This is a genomic window from Saccharothrix deserti, assembly GCF_009769385.1.
Taxonomy (GTDB): Bacteria; Actinomycetota; Actinomycetes; order Mycobacteriales; family Pseudonocardiaceae; genus Actinosynnema; species Actinosynnema deserti.
Genome location: NZ_VKAB01000024.1, coordinates 169,790 through 189,242, shown reverse-complemented (window position 1 = coordinate 189,242; position 19,453 = coordinate 169,790). Strand labels below are relative to the sequence as shown.

Sequence of the window (19,453 nt, the reverse complement as noted above, 5' to 3'; positions counted from 1 at the left end):
GGTCCGTGGAGTCCTTTGTCCGCCACGGGTTCAGCCGAACCCGGGCACGATCAGCAGGAGCCAGACGGCGACGGGCGCCGCCGCGACGATCACGCCCCCGTAGACCAGCAGTTGCCGGAAGAACCGGTCGCGGTCGACGTCGCGGGCGTTGGCCAGCACCAACGCGCCGTTGGTGCTGAACGGGCTCACGTCCACCACGGTCGACGCCACGGCGAGCGCGGCGATCATGCCGATCGGGCCGATGTAGCCCTGGGCCAGGAACGGCACGGCGAGCGGGATGAGCGCGCCCATGATGCCCACCGACGAGGCGAACGCCGACACGATCGCGCCGATGTAGCAGAGCAGGAGTGCCGCGACCAACGGGATGCCGACGTTGCCGACCGCGTTGCCCGCGTAGTCGATGGTGCCCATCTCCTGCAGCACGCCGACGTAGGTGAGCACGCCGCAGATCAGCAGGACGGTCGGCCAGGTGATCTCGCCGATGGCCTTCTTGCTCGTGTCCGGCCAGACGATGCTGAGCAGGACCGCCAGGGTGATCGCGGTGAAACCGACGTCGAGGCCGAACGCCAGCGCGCCGACCACCAGCGCGGCCAGGCTGACCAGGGTCGCGATCCGCACGGGCGTCAACCTCGGCGCCTCGTCGGCGGTGCCCTCCTCGGTCGTCGCGGTGAGCGCCTTGGCCGCGCCCGGTCCGCCGCTCGCGGTGGCCAGGGTGGTGGGAACCCGGGTCCGGACCAGCTTCAGGCCGCCGAACACCACGAACACGATCAGCGCGATCACCAGGTTCACCAGGAAGCTGGCCAGGAACAGCACGATCTCGTTGCCCGCCAGGTTCTCCCGCGCCACGATGCCGTTGACGATCGAGCCGTAGATGCTGATCGGGGAGAACCCGCCCGCCTGTGCTCCGTGCACCACCATCGCGCCCATGAGCAGCGGGCTGATGTCGTGCCGGGCGGCGAACCCCAGCGCGATCGGCGCGACGATCGCGACCGCCGCCGGGCTGACCGCCCCGATCGCGGTGAGCGCCGCGGTGATCACGAACATCACCCACGGGATCAGCGCGATCCGCCCGCCGACCACGCGGATGGCCGCGTGCACGAGCCAGTCGGTGGTCCCGTTGGCGCGGGCGATGGCGAACAGGAACGTGACGCCGACCAGCACCACGAACAGGTCTCCGGGGAACCCCTCGAAGATGCCCTTGGCGTCCATGCCCGCGACCAGCGTGCCGACGCCGAACGCGGCGGCGAACGCGAGCGCTCCCATGTTGATCGACCTGGTCGTGGCGACGACGAACACGACGACCAGCACGAGGATCGAGATCAGTTCAGCGGACATGCGCTCTCCCGTCGTTGGGGGCCGCCCGCGCACGTCCCGCTGACGGGTGAGTGGTCGAGTGGCTGAACCACTTTGCGCCGTGACGCGCGCCACTGTCAACCCTTTCCGGTGCAGTGGCTCAGCCACTCAGCCTGTGCACCGGTTCAGCTGCTAGGCTCGACGTCCGGTCGAGAAGGAGGCCACGGTGTCCGACGCGCTGCGGCCGATGAGCCGCTCCCGCCTCTACGAGCAGGTGCTGGAGCGCCTGCGGGACCACGTGATCGAGGGCGAGCTCCGCGCCGGGGACAAGCTGCCGCCCGAACGCGAACTCGCGCAGCGGCTGGGCGTCAGCCGGGCGTCGGTGAAGCAGGCGATCGTGGTGCTCGAAGTGCAGGGTTTCGTCGAGGTCCGCCACGGCGGCGGCACCTACCTGGTGCGCGACAACCTCGACCTCGAACCGGTCGGACGGCTGGTCGAACGCCGTCGTCGCCTGCCGGACGTGCTGGAGGCCAGGGAGACGCTGGAGACCCGGCTGGCGGCGTTGGCCGCCGAGCGCCGCAGCGAGGACGACATCAAGGCGATGGACGCCGCGCTGCGCCTGATGGCCGAGGAGATCGCGGCCGGCGAACCGGGCGCCGAGGGCGACCGCCGGTTCCACGCGTCGGTCACGGCGGCGGCGCGCAGCTCGTTGCTCGAGGAGTTCATGCACGTCATCGCCGAGCAGATCACCGAGAGCCGCAACGAGTCGCTGCGCCAGCCGGGCAGGCCACACCGGTCCCTCGCGCAACACCAGCGGATCCTCGACGCCATCGCCGCCGGCGACCCCAAGGCGGCCGCGGCGGCGATGCGCAAGCACGTCCAGACGGTGGCGAAGGTGCGCCTGCTGAGCTGGGACCCGGAAGACGCCGGGATCACGGACGACTGACCGCCGTTCACCGGAATCCGACGGTGTCCCAGAGGTCGCAGCGGTGGGCGGCCGGAGCGCGCCGACTTTCAGGACAGGCCCGGGGAACTCGCCGCGAGCTTCTCGTCCAGCCGGTCCGCGTCGCAGGTTCGCCGGTGGGCGCGGTAAAGGTCGCGGGCTCGTTGCCAGGCCTCCCGGGCGGCGGCAGTGTCGCCGAGCGCGGAGTGGGTGTCGCCGAGGTTCGCGAGGATGCCCGCCTCGGCACAGCACCAACGCCTGCTCGCAGTACTCCCGGCCTTCCGCGAGACGACCGAGCAGGGCGGAGTACCAGCCCGGGCTGTTGAGCGCGTCGGCCTGCCGCAGGCCGTTGCCGGTGGCGCGGTAGAACTCCAGCGCCTCCCCGGTGTGCCGCAACGCGCCCTCGAAGTCGCCCCGCCGTCCCAGCGCCCAGCCCAGGGCACGCTGCGCGTCCGCGGCCACAGAAGGGGAATCCACTTGCCGTGCAAGGGAAAGCGCCTCCCGCAAGTGCCGGGCGGCCTCCTCGTGCGAGCCGACGCGGGTGAGCGCCGCACCCAGGTACATCCGCGCCACGGCCGGCGGTTCCGGCTGCCCGAGCGCCTCGGCCGCGGCCAGGCCGGCTCGCCACGCCGTCAGGTCCTCCACGAGCTGCCCGCGGATCACGTGGTACCCGCTGACGCTCCACGCCAGCCGCCACACGTTCTCGTGCGCACCCCGCCGCACGGCCGAGTCCAGTGACGCCATCAGGCACGCGTGCTCCTCGGCGAACCACGCCGCCGCCTCCGCCCGGTCGGTCGGCGTCAAGGGGGTGCAGCCGGGCGCGGGCGGTGCCGGCTCGATCGGTTGACGTTCCGGGCGCAGCAGCCTGGTCGCCGCACTCGCCGTGTGGAGGTGGAAGTCGACGAGGCGGCGCAGCGCGTCCTCGCGCTCCTGCCCGGTCACCAGCTCGTCGGCGTACAGCCGCAGCAGGTCGTGCATCCGGTAGCGGCCCGGCACGTGCTCCTGCAGCAGGTGCGCGCACACGAGAACCCGCAGCACCACGCGTGCCCGCGAGAGCGGCAGGCCGAGCAGTGACGCCGCCGCGGCCAGCCCGAGGTCCGGTCCGGCGCCGCGCCGAGCAGCCGGAACACCACGCCGCCTCGGTGTCCAGCGCCTGGTAGGACCACGAGAACACCGCGCGCAGGTTCGTCGCCAGGTCACCGGCGTCCAGCCCGTCGAGCCGCGCGGACGTGTCCTGCAGTTCCTTCGCCAGCACCTCCAGCTGGAAGCGCGGGTTCACGCCGGCACGGCTCGCCACGATGGTGATCGCCAACGGCAGCCCGCCGCACCAGCGCACGAGGTCGTCCACGGCGGCCGGTTCGTCGGCCACGCCTTCGGCGCCGAGGTGCCGCACCAGCAGCTCCCGTGCCTCCGCCCGGTCGAGCACGGCCAGGTCGAACAGCTGCGCACCGCGCACGCCGAGGCCGCCGAGCCGGTGCCGGCTGGTGATCACCGCGGTGCACGTCTCGCTGCCCGGCAGCAGCGGCTCGACCTGGGTCGCGTCGCGGGCGTTGTCGAGCACCACGAGCAGGCGCCGACCCGCGGGTCGCGGCCGTCACGGCGGTCTGGCGGACGTGCGTGCAGGAGCGGGGTTTCGACTACGCCGACCCGACGGCGGCGATCTCGGACCCGCGCTGGGACCTCGACACCGCCGACGTCCCGGCGGCTGAGATCGACACCGCGCGGTCGGACGTCCGCTGCAAGACCTCGGCCCGGTACGTGGAGGTGTGGCACGAGGTCGAGGTCGGCGTGCAGCAGGACGTGATCAGCCGCGACGCCGAACGGTTCGCGAGCCTGGCCACCGCCCGCGAGACGCGACTGGCCACCGCGCGCCGGATCCTCGGCACGTGACGAGCTACCGGGGCGAAGTCCCGGATTGCGGCTGTGCGGCCACCGTGGCAGACCCGTCCCTGTGGCGGTAGGGGACCAACGCGGCGGCGACGATCGCGATGACCGAGAGGGCGCCGGAGACCAGGAACGCGTCGTCGCCTCGGTGAACTACCGCCTCGCGCCCGAGCACCCCTTCCCCACTCCGCTGCACGACTGCTACGCCGCGCTGAGCTGGCTCGCGGACCAGCCGGACGTCGATCCCGCGCGGATCGCGATCGGTGGCGCGAGTGCGGGCGGGGGCCTGGCGACGGCGCTGGCACTGCTCGCCAAGGAACGCGGTGAGATCACACCGGTCCTGCAGTTGTTGGCGTACCCGATGCTGGACGACCGGACCACGACGCGAACCGACATCGACGAACGGCACCTGCGCCTGTGGAGCGTCAAGAGCAACCGGTTCGGGTGGCGGTCCTACCTCGGCCCGCTCCACGGCGGCGACGTCCCGCCGCTCGCCGCGCCGGCCCGGTACGAGGACCTGTCCGGTCTTCCGGCGACGTGGATCGGCGTGGGCACGTGCGACCTGTTCCACGACGAGGACATCGCCTACGCCGAGCGCCTCACCCAAGCCGGAGTCGACTGCACCCTGCACGTGACGCCTGGCGCGTACCACGGGTTCGACCTCGTCGAACGGAAAGCAGCCATCTCCCAGGCATTCACGAAGGCCCAGGTCACAGCGTTGGCCGGTGCCTTGACCTGAGGCAGTCACAGCTTTGATGCCCGAAGGCCCGGCCGGGTCGCGAAACCCGGCCGGGCATCACGGGGTCAGTGCCGGGGCGTTACCGAGTTCGCCACGACCAGCGGGGCCAACTGGAGCCAGTCGACGTTCGGTCCCCAGTTGGCCGGGTTGCCGAAGGTGAGCGCACCGGAATCGGTGACCAGGTCGATCGGGGAGGTCTCCGGCCAGAACCCGTCCCAGGTGTAGTTGTGGCGGTACGGCGCGCTGGTCGCCTTGCCGCCCTCCTCCGTCGCGACGAGCGTCCGGGTGATGGTGTCGGTGTTGTACGGGTGTCCGGTGTTCTTGTCGGCCTGCGCGTAGGCGACGGTGAGGTTGTACTGCCCGGCCTCCCGGACCGCCTCCGGGCGCGAAATGGTCAGCGTGCCGTTGTTGCCCAGCCAGCCGACGTAGGAACCGCCGGACGCCCAGGGACCGGACGTCACCGCCGCTCCTCCGCCGAGCTGCCCGGCCTCGGCCTCGACGCGGACCGCGTGCCGATCGGCCGAGGCGTCCCGCACCTGCGTCAGCGTGCCCGCGACCAACGGGGTCCGCCCCTCGTTGGACAGGACGAGTTCCGTAACGCCTGCCTTGAGGTGCACCGTCGTGCTGCCCGACCACACCCCGGCGCGGGTGGCGGTCAGGTCGCCGCCCTCGACCCGGCGGCCGGACAGGGTGAGGCCCACCGTGCTCCGACCGACACCGAGCCACGTGGTGGACAACTTGTAGTAGCCGTCCTCCGCGGCGGACACGTACGTGGTCACCGATTCACCGGCACCCAGGACGACCGCACCCGGCGCGGCGACCTGGAGCGCACGTCCGCCGCGATCCACCGCACCGCCGGACCGGCGCCCGTCGGCGAGCGGGTACACCGCCCGCTCCGGCCCGGTCACCTCGGTCAGGTCGAAGCGGTCCAGCGTCACGTCCGATGCGCTGCCGAGGAAGCCGCCCGGCCCACTGGTGCGCAACGAGATGCGGTGCTTGCCGGCGGTGAGCTTGACCGGCGTGTCGTGCCTGCCCCGGTAGACCCAGTTCAGGGTCGCCGGGAACGTCAGGTTCCCGACGTGCGCGTCGTCGACGTACAGGGCCTGTTGGCCGACGAACGCGTTGGTGCCGTAGAACACGCCGAGCTTGTACGTGCCGTCCCGCGGCACCTCCACGTCGACGGTGACGCGTGAGCCGGAGGTGTTCATGAACCCGACGTCCTTGCGACCCGACGTGGTGTAGCGCTGGGCCATGTCCCACGAACCCGACCCGTCGTCCTGGACGACGACGCGGGCGTTCTCCACCGTGCCCGACTCGGCCTCGTAGCTCGCCTGCCACGGCGGGTTCGCGGCGGGCGGCGCACCGAGACCCGCCCGGGTGATCAGCACCTGGTAGGCGGCCAGCGGGTCGCCGCCGGGCACGGCGATCGTCGCCTTGCCGTCCACGACGCGGACCCGGGACGCCGCCACGACCGGCGGCTGCTGGGCGTCGCCCTCGTAACCCGACCAGGTGGTCTTGGAGATCCGCACGTCGACCTGGTTGCCGAACACGCTCCGGTCCAGGCCCGTCACGGCGACGTCCACCGCGTTCGCCGTGCCGCCGAGCAGGACGGTCGCCTTGGCGTCGTCACGGTCGAAGGCGGCCAGGCCCTGCAACGCGTCCCTGGTGTTCGGCCGGGGCGGCGTCACCTTGACCGTGTCGCCGGACAGGTCGGCGTACCACTTGGTCAGCCACCACCCGCCGTTGGCGCGGCCGGCGCGCACCGCGTGGTCGCTGAGGTTGCCCGCGACCGTCCAGAACGCCATCTGCGCGTCGACCTTGGTCTCCTCCAGCATGGTGATCCACTGGACCATCTGGCCGGGCACCGAGGTGTCACGCCGGTTGGAGTACTCGTTGATGTTGATCGGTCGCGGCGTGATGCCGAGCGACCGCTCGATGTCGCGGTAGTCCTCGTAGTGGCCGCGGTAGGTGGCCAGGGAGTCCGGGCCCAACTCGTGCCACGTGGTGACGTCGGGCAGCACGTCGTTGGCCTTGGCGTAGGCGAGGAACTCGCGCAGGTGGTCGGGGCGGTACCGGGTCTCGCCGATGCCGGTGACGCGGGCGTTGGGCAGCACCGACTTCACCAACCGGTAGAGCCTGGTCCAGTCGGCGAAGAACTTCTCCTTCTTGTTCGCCCAGTCCTGGTACCAGATCCCGTCCGGCTCGTTGAAGATCGTCCACACGAAGCGGTCGCGGTCCGGGCGCTTGGCGACCTTCTCCAGCTGGGGCCGCAGCCGCGCGACGTAGTCGTCGATGCCGAGGTCCTGGTACGGCCAACGGCTGTAGACGTCCTGCGCGTAGATGTGGACTTCTTCACCGCCGGCGGCGAAGAAGTCGTCCGCCACCACCAACGCGTCACCGTTGGGGTGCTGCTCACCGTCCGGCGCCTTCTGGGAGATCGTGCGCGGGCGCATGCCCGCGATCAGGTCGTGCGACGGGACGCCGGGGTCGCCCAGGCCGTAGAGGATGCCGGTCGCACCCCCGTGGAACGCCCCCGTCGAGGAGGCCAGGTCGACGCGCAGCGTTTCGGCGGCCGTGGTCTGGGCGGAGGCGGTTGTCGGGGACAGGGTGGTGAGCAGGAGCAGGACTGCTGCCGTGCTCGCCACGTAACGGTGTCGCATCAGGGCTCCATGTCGGTGGACGGTTTACCTGAACAGGAGTTCGACTACTTGACTGCGCCGCTGGTGATGCCCGAGATGATCTTGCGCTGGGCGACGGCCAGGACGATGACGAGTGGCAGGCTCATCAGCACCACGTAGGCGAAGATCAGGTGCCAGTTGTTGAGGTAGAGACCCGCGCTGGCCACGCGGAACAGGTTCAGCGGCAGGGTGTCGATCCGACCGCCGATGACGAAGAACGCGTAGAACACGTCGTTCCACACGTAGAGGCAGATGAGGATGGTGGCGGTGGCGAGCACCGGCCGCAGCATCGGCAGGACGACCCGCCGGAACACCGTGAACGGCCCGGCGCCGTCGATCTGGGCGGCCTCTTCCAGTGACGTCGGGATCGTCCGGACGAAACCGGTGACGAAGAAGATGACCGTGGACATGTAGATGCCCATGTAGACGCCGATCATGCCCACGGCGCTGCCGGCGAGGCCGAGTTGGCGCAGCAGCAGCACCACCGTGACGACGGCCGGGGGCAGCACGATGCCGCTGATGCCCAGGGCGTACAGCACGGCGTTGAGCCGGGTCGCGCGGCGGGCCAGGATCCAGGCGGCCATGGACCCGAACGTGAGCACGCCGGCGACCGTGGGCACGACCACCAGCAGGCTGCCGAGGAAGGCGGCCGGCACCTCGCCGTCGACCCAGACCTGGCGCAGGTTCTCGAACAGCTGCCAGTTGTCCGGCAGGGACAGGTCGGGGTTGAGCGCCTCGCCCTGGGACTTGCCGGCGGTCGCCACGACCAGCCAGAGCGGGATCCCGATGAGGCCGAGGACGAGCGCGGTGGCGACGAAGGGTTGCAGCCTGGTCCAGATGCGGGCGTCGCTCGCGCCGGTGGCGTGCGGCCGGCGGGCGTTGCGCGGGGCGGCGGCGGTCACAGGATCTCCTCGCGCTTGCGCAGCGTACGGATCACGGGGAAGGCCAGCAGGGCGACGAGCAGGAACAACACCAGGCTCATCGCGGTGGCCTGGGCGAACAGGCCCTGCCCGAAGGTGCGGTAGATGAAGATGTTGAGGATCTCGGTGGTGCGGGCCGGTCCGCCGCCCGTGGTGGCCTGGACGATGTCGAACCCGTTCATCGAGCCGAGCAGGGCGGTGGCGACGTTGAACGTGACCGCCGGAGCGAGCAGCGGGGACTTGATGCCCCAGAACGTGCGCCAGCGCGACGCGCCGTCGATGCGCGCGGCTTCCAGGATGTCCTCGGGGATCGTCTTGAGGCCCGCCAGGTAGATGAGCATCGACAGGCCCATCCACTTCCACGAGTGGATCAGGGCGACGACGACGATCGTCCAGGTGGTGTCGCCGAGCCAGGCGTAGTCGAACGTGCGGCCGAGGACCACGCCGATCAGCCCGTTGAGGCTGCCCTCGGGCTTGAGCAGCGCCTGGAAGATGTAGCCGACGGCGAGCGCGGACATCAGCACGGGGATGAGGAAGAAGATCCGGGCGATGCGGTTGACCCGGTTGTCGCGTTCCAGCAGGACGGCGAGGGCGAACCCGAAGAGGTTCTGGAAGAGGGCCACCAGGACCGCGTAGACGAGGGTGATCCGGATCGCCCGGAACAGGGTGCCGTCCGAGGCCAGTTGGGTGAAGTTGTCCAGCCCGGTCGGGTTGATCGAGCTCTTGAACCCGGACCAGTCGGTGAACGCGTAGATGAAGTTGAACAGCGTGGGCAGGAAGAAGAAGACGAGCAGGATGGCGAACGCGGGCGCCAGGAACCACATCGGATGCGTCCGTCGGTTGATGGTGCTCGCGACGGAGCGCTTGGTGTTCGCCCGTGGTGTCGGCGGCGGCGTTATCCGCTCCAGAACGGGCGCTTTCTCTGCGATGGGCATCTGTCGTGTGGCTCCTTCGGCGGGCCGTGCGCGTCGGGTGCGTGGCCTGTCGGGTGTGTGGCCTGGTTGGGTGCGAACACCGCCGCACCCGACGCGCACTGGTCGTTACGGGCTCAGAACCCCGGTGCCCCGGCGGCCTTGGCCAGCTGGGCGAATTGGTCCTGGGTGGCCTTGGCCACCTCTTCCGGCGTCATCGTCCCGGCGATCATGTCCGCGAGGTTGATGTACAGGTCCGGGTTGGCGACCGCGCCGACCTGCATGGAGCCGACCGCCGTGGGCAGGGTGGCGTGCACGTCGAGCAGGGCCTTGGGCACGCCGGGCGGGTTGGCGACCGCCGGCTGGAGCGAGATGGTGTTGCGGTCGGTGACGAACTCCTGGTAGCCGGGGCCCATCCAGTACGACAGCAGCTGCCTGGCCGCGGCCTCGCGCTTGGCGTCACCGGTCCGGAAGGCCACCAGGGCGTTGGACTGGTCCGGGATGAACGTGCCGACCGGACCGGACGGCCCGACCGGGAAGAACCCGATCTTCTGGTCGAGGGTCGCGGTGTCGGCCTTGGCCTGCAGCTGGCCGAAGAACGAGTTGACCTGAACCACCATGGCGGCCTCACCGGCGAGCAGCGCGGCGCCCTGGTCCTCGAACTTCGCCGTCTTGATGTCGGCGTTGAACAGCCCTTCGTCGATCAGCGACTTGTACTTCTTGATCGCGTCGAGCACGACGGGGCTGCTGAAGGTCTCCTGCTTGGTGTTGATCTTGTCCCAGAGGCCGTTCTTGGCGGCGTCGGCGAGCTGGACCTGCACCCACCACTGGGTCGCCCACCGGTCGGCGGCCATCTCGAAGAACGGGGTGACGCCCTTGGCCTTGAGCGAGCGGGCCGCGGTGACCATCTCGTCGAAGTTCTTCGGCGCCTCGGTGATCCCGTTGGCGGCGAAGACCTCCTTGTTGTAGTAGACGCCCTCGACGGCAGGGCTGGTGATCAGGGCGGCGTACCGCGTGCCGTCCAGGATGCCGGTGATGTCGCGCAGCTCCGGGGACAGCTTGGACAGCCAGGGCGCGCCGTCGAGCGGCTGGAGGTTGGTCTTGGCGTTGATGGCCGTGAGCATGGACGAGGTGGGCTGCCAGAAGGCGAGGTCCGGCTTGTCGCCGGTGGCCACCTTGGTCTGGATGCCCTGCTCGTAGGGGTCCGGGATCGTCACCACGTCGACGGAGGCGCCGGTGGCCTGCTCGAACGCCGCCACCACCTTCTCCGGCACGGTGTTGGTGTTCTGCGCCGCCCAGACGGTCAGCTTGACGCCGTCGAGCTTCGCGGTGGGGTCGGCCCAGGTGACCGCCTCGCCGGTAGGTGCGTCGGCACCCGGGTCGCTGCACGCCGCGAGGCCCACCATGAGCGCCGCGGCGGTGGCGACGCTGATCCATTTGTTCATCCTGCTGATCCTTCTGTGGGTCGGGTGACGATCCGGAAGAGCCGCGCGGACGCGGTGTCGTGGTGGGTGGGCGTCAAGGTCAGTGATCCGGCGTCCGTGTCCCAGTCGGTGGTCCACGGCGGCAGTTCACGCGGGTAGAGCACGTCGATGTCGATGTGCCGACCCCGCAGGTGCGGTAGGGACAACGTCACACCGGCACTGTCGCCTCCGCGCCGCCACGCGGCCAAGTGGGTGACGTCACCGGATCTGAGGGCGAGGCTGAGCCACGGGTCGCTCCAGCCGGGCAGGCCCAGCGGCCACACCGGCACCGCGTTCGCCAGGTCGGTGCGGATGTCCTGGAACACCCGCACCGCCGTGCGCACGGACCGCAGCTGGTCGGCGTTCATGAGGTCCAGCCGCCCGGACAGGTAGAGCCGGCCGAGCATCCCCGTGCACACGCTGTAGGCGAAGTGCTCGTCCGGCATGTCGGGCTGCGGGTAGGCCCAGCTCGCCGACTGCTCCGGCAGGAGCGACATCGGGGCCGACACCGCGATCGGCGGGTAGAGCAGGAAGTCCTGCTGGTCGCTGGTGGACTGCAGCTGCATCCGGGACAGCAGGGCGTAGTCCATCCGCATGGCGCCCGACGCGCAGTTCTCCAGGATCAGGTCGGGGTACCGGTCCAGGACCCGGTCCAGCCACTCCAGGTGTGCCCGGTTGTGGGCCAGCAGGCCCGATCCGGCGCTGTCGGCGGCCAGGTCGGTGCCCGCGCCGGCGTCGATGTTGTAGTCGAGCTTGAAGTACCCGACGCCCAGGTCCCCGACCAGCCGGTCGACCACCTCGTCCAGGTGCGCGATCGCGCTCGGGTGGCGCAGGTCCAGGTGGTACCGGTCGTGCTCGACCAGCCGGACGCCGCCCCGCTGGAGGAACGCGGCGTCCGGGAGCTTGTCGGCCATCGGGCTGCGCACCCCGATGACCTCCGGCTCCAGCCACAGGCCGGGCACCATGCCGTGGTCGCGGATGCGGGCGATCACCTCCTCGATCCCGTCGGGGAACCGGGTCTGGGACGGCTGCCACTCGCCGACGCTGTCCCACCAGCTGGTGCCGTTGTCGTACCAGCCCGCGTCGACGCAGAACACCTCCGCGCCGACCGCGGCGGCCGAGTCGATCAGCGGCAGCAGCTTCGCCGTGGTCGGGTCACCCATCAGGGTGTTCATGTAGTCGTTGAACACCACCGGCAGGCCGGACCGGTCGCGGTGCGGGCGGACGAGTTCGCGCCGGTGCGCGGTCAGGGCGGCGATCGCGCCGTCCAGACCGGCCTCGGAGACGGCCACCGACACGGGGACGGTGGTGAAGGACTCGCCCGGCAGCAGGCGGTGCTGCCACTGGTGGTCGATGTCGGTCGGTCCGAGCAGCGCGAGGTACGCGCCGTCCAGCCGCTCGCCGACCTCCCACCGCCAGGCCCCGTTGTGCTCGACCTGCCACAGCCACGTCTGGCCGCTCCGGCGGTCGACGATCCCGCCGGTCGGCAGGTGCGTCCCGGTGGACCAGGTGCCGGTGCTGACGGCCGCGAACCGGCCGCGGCCGTCCTGCCCGTGCAACCTGAGGTTGAGATCCGGGACGGCGTCGTCGCGCAGCGGGTGGCGGAGCCACCGGCCCTCGCCCAGCCACTCGCTGTCGGCACGCACCAGGTCGATGTCCTCGACCCGCACACCGGGGAACCCGGCGGCGAACGAGGTCACGCCCTGCAGGAGCACCGGCGCGGCGCCGTGGTTGGTCACCTTGGTGCGGATCTGGCAGGCGCCGACCCCGTCGACCGACCGGAACGACGTCCGCGCGACCAGCCCGGTCCGCTCGTCGCGCACGTCGACGTGCAACTCGCTCCACTTGCGGTCGCTCGTGCGCGCCGAACCGGCGTAGACCATGCGGCGGCCGAGGGCGGTCTCCGAGAACCGGTGCGAGACGCGGGCCCGGCCTTCACCGGCGACCAACAACTCCACCAGCGGCTGTGCCGCCCGCGAGTCGTCGGGCCGCGGGCCGCCGGCGGACAGCGTCCGCACACCGACCGGGCCGTCCGGGGACACGTCCACGACGAGTTCCAACGCCGAGTGGCCCCAGACCACGCTCGTGGCGGACTCCAACGAGATCACCAATTGCTCCTGTCGTGCGTTCTGACGCGGTACCTGCCGTGCGGCGACGAGCCCGTCGCCGCTAGCCGGTGGGCGCGGCGATCTGGATGAGGTCGATGTTCGGCACGTAGCCGCTGGAGCCGTTGGCGAAGGTGATCGCGTTGGCGCCGGCCGCCAGGTCGACGTCGACCACGGTGGTCCGGTAGTTCGACCACCCCAACGTGTTGCGGAAGTAGGACCGCTTGGCCGTGCCGCCGTTCACGCTGATGTCGGAGTAGCGGTCGACGATGTTGGAGTTGTAGTTGTCGGCGCCCTCGCCCAACTCGCCGTTGGCGTAGGTGACCACCATCCGGTAGCGGCCGGCGGCGGGCGCGGTGACGTTGTTGAACCGCAGCGTGTTCGCGGCTCCCGCGCCGATCCAGCCGACGTACCTGCCGCCGGAGGCCGCGCTGTCGCTGACCACCACGGCCGTGCCGCCCAGCGTGTTCCCGCCGGCTTCGGCCTGGTAGGCGGTCACCGTTCCGGTGGCGGCCGTGACGTCGAGGTAGTCGACGTTGATCGCGTCGCGGTCGTCGGTGGCGTAGGCGTTGACGTCGACGCGGTTGATGCCGGCGGTCAGGAACACCTTGGTGGTGGCGGTGTTCCAGGTGTTCCAGTCGGCCGTGCCCGGCAGCGCCACGTCGGTCAGGTCGGCCCCGTTGAGCTTGAGCCGGATCGAGCGGTTGGCGGGCGCGCCGCTGTACGGGCCGGCGGAGTACCGCAGACCGAGGTTGTAGTAGCCGTCGGTCGGCGCGGTCACCACGAACCGCGTGCTCGCGTTGGCGCTGGCCCCGTAGCCCTCGGTGAAGTAGGTGCCGGAGTAGCCGGTGTTGGTGCCGTACGTGACCCTCGCGCTCCCGGCGAGGCGGGCGTACTCGGCTTCGTACCGGGACGCGGAGCCCACCGTCGACAGGTCCTTGTCCGGCGTGATGACCACGTGGTAGGCCGACGTCCCCTTGAGGCCGGTCAGCGGGATGGTGAGCTGCCCGCCGCTGACGGTGTAGTCGCCCTCCCGCACCAGGTACGGCCCGGCCGACGGGTTGAGCCCGGAGCTGTCCACGCCCCACACCGACGCGTGCACCCGGCTGCCGAGGTAGGACGCCGAGGCCAGGCCGCGGACGATGACGTCGGTGTCGTAGGTGCCGGAGGCGGGGTTGTTGCCGCCGAAGACCAGCCGGGCCTGCTTCTTCGCCGAGTCCAGCGCGGCGACGCCCTGCAGCGAACCGGTGGACGAGGGCGGCGTGACGGCCACGGTGTTGCCGGTCAACTCGCCGTACCACTTGTACAGCCACCAGGCGCCGGTCGCCTGGTTGTTGCGGGTAACCAGGTCGTTGAGCCCGCCCGCGGTGGTCCAGTACGCCAGGCAGCCGTCGACCTTGGAGGCCTCGAACTTGGAGACGAACTGGACGAGGTTGCCGGGCACGCCGAGATCGCCCGAGAACCGCCCGTACTCGTTGATCGAGATCGGCCGGGCGCTGACGCCCAGGCTCGTCTCGATGCCCCGGTAGTCGTTGAAGTGGTTGTCCCAGTCGGTGAAGAAGTCGTTGCCCAGCTCGTGCCAGGCGACCACGTCGGGCAGCACGCCGTTGTCCCGGGCGTAGGTCATGAACGCGCGCAGGTCGGCCGACCGGTAGCTGGAGAAGCCCGGCCCGGCGATCCGCGCGCCGGGGTCGATGGAGCGGATCCGCTGGTAGACGGTCTTCCAGTCGGCCAGGAATCGGCCCCTCAGGTCGTTCTGGTACCAGATGCCGTCGGGTTCGTTGAACGGCACGTACACGTAGGACGTCCGGTTGGGATCGGCGACGACCTTGCGGACCATCGTGTCCACCTTGGACAGGTAGTCGGCGATGCCCAGGTTCTCGTACGGCCAGTTCTTGTAGATGTCCTGCATGTAGATCTGGATCTCGCGGCCGCCGGCGCGCTTGAACATCGGCGCGATCTTGAGCGCGTCCCCGTTGGGGTGTTGCAGGCCGTCCGGCGCCTTCTGGGCGGTGACCTGCGGGTTGAGCGCGGCCAGCATGGTCTCGTTCGGGATGCCCTCGTCACCGAGCCCGTACAGGAACCCGGTGGCGCCGTAGCGCAGGGCGCCGGTGTTCGCCGCCAGGTCGACCACGAACTGCGATGGAGCCGCACCGGCCGAACCGGACGTCACTCCCGCCGCCACCGCGGCCACCACCGCACACCAGGCGACTCTCGCCTTCGTCGATCTCATCACCGTCGTTACCTCCTCGTCGAGGGTCGGGCTACTGGCACAGGAGCTGCGGCGGCGGATCCGTAAGGCATCTGCGGCGAGCACGTTCGTGCTGATCAAAGCCATGTGACCGGTCACATGGACACGCGAGAGTGTGACCGGTCACACGACCTGATGAGAAGACCGCGTTACCGTGTTGTTACGAAGAATTCGGCGGGAACCCGATCACGGGCCGCTGTTCAGGCCTGCCGGGGAGGCGCGGTCGACTCCCTGACCACGAGGGACGGCGGCGCGAGCTCCACCGCGGGCTGGGGCACACCGGTCACCTCGGCCACGATCGCCGCCAGGCACGCGCGGCCGAGGGCCACGAAGTCCATCCGCACGGTCGTGAGCGCGGGCGTCCAGTAGGCCGCGCCGGGGACGTCGTCGAACCCGACGATGCTGACGTCGCCCGGGACGTCCCGGCCCGCCTCGTGCAGGGCCCGGCGGACCGCCATGGCGGTGTCGTCGTTGCCGCACAGGATCGCCGTCACGTCCGGGTCGGCCGCGAGCCCCCGTCCGGCCAGGTAGGCCGACCGCACGTCCCACCCCGCCGGCACGACCGCCGGCACCGGTGCTCCCGCCCGTTCGAGCGTGTCGCGCCACCCCGCCTGACGGGCACTCGTGCCGGTCTCCGACGGTATGGCGACGTGGTGCACCGTGCGGTGCCCCAGGGACAGCAGGTATTTCGTGGCGTCGGCGGCGGCCTGCCGTTCGTCCAGGTAGATCATGGACCTCGGGGTGCCGGTCAGTCCGCCCGCCTCGGTAGCGGCCACGGCGGGCACGTCCGCCGGGAGCGCCCGCAGGACCCCGGCCCCGGCCGCGTCGAAGGCGATCACGACGATCCCGCCGGCGTTCGGATCGCTCACGTACTCCACCGCGTGCCGGACGTCGACGGGACGGTCCGATTCCACCACCCGGACCCCGACCGCGAGCCCCTTCAGGCGCGCGGCCTCCTCGACGCCCTGGAGCGTCGAGGCGTAGCCGTACAGCGTGGTGTTCGCGATCACCACGGTCACCGCGCTCGAACGCCCGGAGCCGAGCGCCCGAGCCGCCCGGTTGGGCCGGTACCCCAACCGCTCGATGACGTCGAGGACCTGCCGGCGGGTGTCGGGGTTGACGTTGGGCGAGTCGTTCAGCACCCGTGACACGGTCTGGTACGAGACGCCCGCGGCCGCCGCGACATCGCGGATGCTGGGCGCGGCCTCGCGCCCACGCCTCCGAGCGGGAATGCCGGATGAACGTCCTGTCACCCCGTCATCGTGATCGGTGGCGACGGTGACGTCAAAACCGCTTCAGCTACCGGAGGGCGTCCCGGCGCTGTGGACGGAGACCGCGTAGTCGCCGCCGGCGAACGGCTCGCGGTCCCAGGTGGCGAACCGCTCGACCAACGTCAGCCCGGCCGCGGCGGCGTGCGCGTCGTAGTCGGCGACGGTGTACCCCCGGTCGAGGCTGAACCCCGCGACCAGCAGCCGGCCGACGTGCCCGGCGACGCCGGCGACCAGGGCACGCTGCGTGCCGGGCGGGGTGAAGAGCGGGACGTTGCCGGCCATCACCACGACGTCGAACACCCGGCCGAGGTCGAGGTCGGCGAGGTCCGACTCCACCCAGGTGATGTGCGGTGCCCGTTTGCGCGCGGTCGCCAACATGGACGGGTCGACGTCGGCGCCGACCACTTCGATCCCGTGCCTGGCCAGCTCGATCCCGACCCGCCCGGTCCCGCAGCCCGCGTCCAGCACGCTCGCCGGCCGGTAGGCCCGGACGAACGTCGCCTCGCCGTGGACGTCGGCGCCCGTTGCCGCGAGATCGTCGAACCGGCGCTGGTACCCGTCGCCGTCCCACTGGATGCCCGTCACCGGGTCAGTGTCCCATTCGCCCGTGTCCGTTGTGGATCGACGGCGGCCCGCACCCGCGCGGGCGTCAGGCCGGGACCAGGAAGACCCACGCCCGACCGGGCGCCAGTGGCAGCTCCGTGCCGTCCGCCGTGGTGAACCGGGTCGGGTCGGCGGCGGTGGGGCGTGACCAGGTCGCGTCGAACGCGACACCGTCCCGCAGGACCACGGCCGCGCCCGACCCGATCGTGACGACCACCGGCGACACGGTGCCCGAGGCGTCCTCCACGAACCGACCGGTCCGCGTGGGCACCCGCTGCACGACCACGCTCGCCGCCTGCACGGGTCCGGAATCCGTCGACACCAGCGGAGTGCCGTCGAGCGAGATCGCCCAGCCCGCCGACCACGAGAGGTCGAACGCCGCCCTTTGGAAGGTCACGGACCAGTTGGTGGCAGGGCGGCCACCGGGCGGCGCGGGCCCGTACTGCAACACGGTCGCGCCCGCACCGGTCTCGGGCTTCGGCAGCCGCGGCGGGTGGACGTAGAGGTTGTGCGGCGCGCGCTTGCTCTCGTCGCGCACGTAGGCGTCGCCCACGTCCTGCGGTGACGCCTTCGTCAGCCGGGCCTCGTCGAGCAGCGGGACCAGCTCCGGCGCGGAGCCGGAGAAGGCGAGCACGGGCGTGCCGTACTGGGCCAGCAGTTCCACGTCGGTCTCCCGCGCGCTGCGCACGGGACCCACCACCTCGGGCAACGCGTTCCAGTACACGGCCGCCAGCCTGGTGAGGCCTCCCTCGACGGGCTCGACGTACACCACGTCGGCGGACCCGATCCCGGTGTGCGGACGGGCCGCCGCCGCGTTGTCGACCTTGACGACGAGCGCCGCCGGCTGAGCCGCCCCCGACGCGCCGGGGGCCGTTTCCGCGACCGGTTCGGCGCCGCACGCGGACACCGCCACGACCAGCAAGACCGCACACACCGCGGAGAACCACCGAGCACCCACCGGACTCACCTCGCACGGACCCAGCCCCACCGCGGACCGCCCGCCCGAAGCGGATGGCGATCCGCGACTCCAATCATCCTCCGAAATCGCCTGCGCACCAGGGAAAAGGAAGAAGAACCGGTCCGATCGCCGGATCGGCGACCGGACCGGTCTGGTTCACCCTCGGAGGATCACGGTCAGCGGACGTGGGTCAACGTGCCGAAGCCGAGGTGGTCGAAGCCGCCGCTGTTCGGGCCGTAGTCGCCGCCGCCGCCCTCCGGGTAGACCCGGTCCATGTACGCGGTGGTGTTGGGCGCGGCCAAGCCCCGGCGCTTGACGTAGTGGTTGCGGATCAGCGCCCAGATCGGCCGGTTGTCGCCCCGGCCCGCCTCCGAGATCACGGTGTGCTCCCGCTGGGCGCAGTTGGTGCCGGTGCCCCACCGGTAGGTGGTGAACGGCACGGTGTTGCCCAGGTTGTACCGGGCCACGTACTCGGCCGCCTGGAGGACCCGGTTGTTGCTGTAGCCGTACAGGTCGATGCCCTGGTTCCAGGCCATCTCGCAGAAGCTGCCGAGCAGGCCGATGCCCATCATGGTGTGCCCCTGGTCCCGGCCGCTCTCCTGGAACTGGGCCAGGCCGCCGGAGTGCAGGAACGGGATCGCCTTCATGATCGAACCGTTGCCGGCGCCGGTCTTGAAGTAGTTGACGGCCTGGTCGATCTTGGCCTGGTCGTCGCAGAGCACGCCGATGGCCAGCACCGAGTTGATCGTGCACAGGTCCCAGTTCGCCCAGTAGTTGGTGATGCAGGCCCCGTTGTGGTTGCGCAGGAAGTCGTTGTTCAGCGGGTAGAAGACGTTCAGCATCATGGTCTTGAACCGGTTGAGGTCGAACCCGCTGTAGCCGCGCATGATCTCGGCCGCGTTGGCGAACTGGTAGCCGTAGATGCCTGCGGCCAGGAACCGGTCGGCGTTGCCGGTGACCGTCTTCAACCTGCCCGACCAGGCGTTGAGGATGTTGCGCGCCGCGTCGCCGTGCGCCGCGTCGCCGCTGATCTTCCAGCGCAGGGCGTTCTGGTAGGCGGCGTGGATGTCGTTGTAGAGGATGCCGTAGTTCTGGCCGTCACCGCCCCGGATGATCGTCTCCTGCGGGTTCGCGACCCAGGAACTGGCCGAGTGGCGGTTCGCGACGAGCTTGTCCCAGCCCGCCTTCCACGGGTTGGTACCGGCGCTGACCCGCGCCTTCATCCGGTCGAAATCGGCCTGCGTGTGCAGCAGGCCGGGATGGGTGGCGGCGTACGCGGTGCCACCGGTGTGGGGCAGGACCGCGGCCCCGACCCCGACGGCGAGCGCCGCCTTGAGGACGTTGCGGCGGCTGGGGGCGTTCGAGGGCGTGTTCGTGGACGAGTCGTCGGTCATGGCACTCCTTTGTGCACTGGTCACGACGGCCGGCAGGGGC

Annotated in this window: 15 protein-coding genes and 1 pseudogene; 4 read left to right on the top strand and 12 right to left on the bottom strand. The window is 70.8% G+C overall.

Annotation, left to right across the window (positions count from 1 at the left end; all coding sequences use genetic code 11):
- Positions 1–30: 30 nt before the first annotated feature.
- Positions 31–1,335: an SLC13 family permease gene (locus FM051_RS33170; protein WP_158850327.1), complete on the bottom strand. Its 1,305-nt coding sequence runs from the start codon at positions 1,333–1,335 to the stop codon at positions 31–33.
- Between the two features lie 184 nt (positions 1,336–1,519).
- Here FM051_RS33170 and FM051_RS33165 point away from each other — a divergent pair, with 184 nt between their 5' ends.
- Positions 1,520–2,239 carry a FadR/GntR family transcriptional regulator gene (locus FM051_RS33165; RefSeq protein WP_158850325.1) on the top strand — a complete coding sequence of 240 codons (720 nt, stop codon included), beginning with the start codon at positions 1,520–1,522 and terminating at the stop codon, positions 2,237–2,239.
- A 366-nt stretch (positions 2,240–2,605) separates the two neighbouring features.
- Here the strand turns inward: FM051_RS33165 and FM051_RS54110 are convergent.
- Positions 2,606–2,800, bottom strand: a pseudogene (locus FM051_RS54110) (tetratricopeptide repeat protein); the annotation flags it as partial.
- A gap of 321 nt (positions 2,801–3,121) precedes the next feature.
- On the opposite strand from FM051_RS54110, the gene FM051_RS33155 reads away from it, so the two are divergent.
- From FM051_RS33155 to FM051_RS33145, 3 genes are all read left to right on the top strand, one after another.
- Positions 3,122–3,310: a hypothetical protein gene (locus FM051_RS33155; protein ID WP_158850323.1), complete on the top strand. Its 189-nt coding sequence runs from the start codon at positions 3,122–3,124 to the stop codon at positions 3,308–3,310.
- Positions 3,311–3,853: 543 nt separating this feature from the next.
- Entirely contained in the window at positions 3,854–4,126 is a 273-nt protein-coding gene (locus tag FM051_RS33150; RefSeq protein ID WP_158850321.1) for a hypothetical protein, read from the top strand.
- Positions 4,127–4,187: 61 nt separating this feature from the next.
- Positions 4,188–4,859, top strand: coding sequence for an alpha/beta hydrolase fold domain-containing protein (locus tag FM051_RS33145; RefSeq protein WP_274383806.1), 672 nt, complete (start codon positions 4,188–4,190; stop codon positions 4,857–4,859).
- Between the two features lie 65 nt (positions 4,860–4,924).
- Here the strand turns inward: FM051_RS33145 and FM051_RS33140 are convergent, their stop codons facing one another.
- The 10 genes from FM051_RS33140 to FM051_RS33095 form a co-directional block, all read right to left on the bottom strand.
- Positions 4,925–7,519, bottom strand: a complete 2,595-nt coding sequence (locus FM051_RS33140; RefSeq protein WP_158850317.1) for a carbohydrate-binding protein — start codon at positions 7,517–7,519, stop codon at positions 4,925–4,927.
- A gap of 44 nt (positions 7,520–7,563) precedes the next feature.
- Positions 7,564–8,439 carry a carbohydrate ABC transporter permease gene (locus FM051_RS33135; RefSeq protein WP_158850315.1) on the bottom strand — a complete coding sequence of 292 codons (876 nt, stop codon included), beginning with the start codon at positions 8,437–8,439 and terminating at the stop codon, positions 7,564–7,566.
- Positions 8,436–9,392, bottom strand: coding sequence for a carbohydrate ABC transporter permease (locus FM051_RS33130; RefSeq protein WP_202919143.1), 957 nt, complete (start codon positions 9,390–9,392; stop codon positions 8,436–8,438). Before FM051_RS33130 ends, FM051_RS33135 begins: the two co-directional genes overlap by 4 nt.
- Positions 9,393–9,505: 113 nt before the next feature.
- A complete protein-coding gene (locus tag FM051_RS33125) occupies positions 9,506–10,813 on the bottom strand; it encodes an ABC transporter substrate-binding protein (protein WP_158850313.1) in 1,308 nt (435 codons plus the stop codon).
- On the bottom strand, positions 10,810–12,939 hold the full coding sequence (locus tag FM051_RS33120) for a glycoside hydrolase family 36 protein (protein WP_202919142.1): 2,130 nt from the start codon (positions 12,937–12,939) through the stop codon (positions 10,810–10,812). Before FM051_RS33120 ends, FM051_RS33125 begins: the two co-directional genes overlap by 4 nt.
- A gap of 61 nt (positions 12,940–13,000) precedes the next feature.
- The gene (locus FM051_RS33115) at positions 13,001–15,169 is read right to left on the bottom strand and encodes a carbohydrate-binding protein (RefSeq protein WP_158850311.1); all 2,169 of its coding nucleotides are present in this window, start codon (positions 15,167–15,169) and stop codon (positions 13,001–13,003) included.
- 218 nt (positions 15,170–15,387) lie between these two features.
- Entirely contained in the window at positions 15,388–16,440 is a 1,053-nt protein-coding gene (locus FM051_RS33110) for a LacI family DNA-binding transcriptional regulator (RefSeq protein ID WP_158850309.1), read from the bottom strand.
- 42 nt (positions 16,441–16,482) lie between these two features.
- Positions 16,483–17,043 (bottom strand): class I SAM-dependent methyltransferase, encoded by a 561-nt coding sequence (locus FM051_RS33105; protein WP_202919141.1) that lies wholly within the window; start codon positions 17,041–17,043, stop codon positions 16,483–16,485.
- A 64-nt stretch (positions 17,044–17,107) separates the two neighbouring features.
- A complete protein-coding gene (locus tag FM051_RS33100; RefSeq protein WP_238412823.1) occupies positions 17,108–18,019 on the bottom strand; it encodes a DUF3048 domain-containing protein in 912 nt (303 codons plus the stop codon).
- A 176-nt stretch (positions 18,020–18,195) separates the two neighbouring features.
- Positions 18,196–19,413: an alginate lyase family protein gene (locus FM051_RS33095; RefSeq protein WP_158850307.1), complete on the bottom strand. Its 1,218-nt coding sequence runs from the start codon at positions 19,411–19,413 to the stop codon at positions 18,196–18,198.
- Positions 19,414–19,453 lie beyond the last annotated feature (40 nt).

Coding starts and splice junctions, on each gene's coding strand:
- FM051_RS33130 (WP_202919143.1), bottom strand. CDS start 9,392: ATGCCCATCGCAGAGAAAGCGCCCGTTCTGGAGCGGATAACGCCGCCG.
- FM051_RS33170 (WP_158850327.1), bottom strand. CDS start 1,335: ATGTCCGCTGAACTGATCTCGATCCTCGTGCTGGTCGTCGTGTTCGTC.
- FM051_RS33140 (WP_158850317.1), bottom strand. CDS start 7,519: ATGCGACACCGTTACGTGGCGAGCACGGCAGCAGTCCTGCTCCTGCTC.
- FM051_RS33095 (WP_158850307.1), bottom strand. CDS start 19,413: ATGACCGACGACTCGTCCACGAACACGCCCTCGAACGCCCCCAGCCGC.
- FM051_RS33125 (WP_158850313.1), bottom strand. CDS start 10,813: ATGAACAAATGGATCAGCGTCGCCACCGCCGCGGCGCTCATGGTGGGC.
- FM051_RS33115 (WP_158850311.1), bottom strand. CDS start 15,169: ATGAGATCGACGAAGGCGAGAGTCGCCTGGTGTGCGGTGGTGGCCGCG.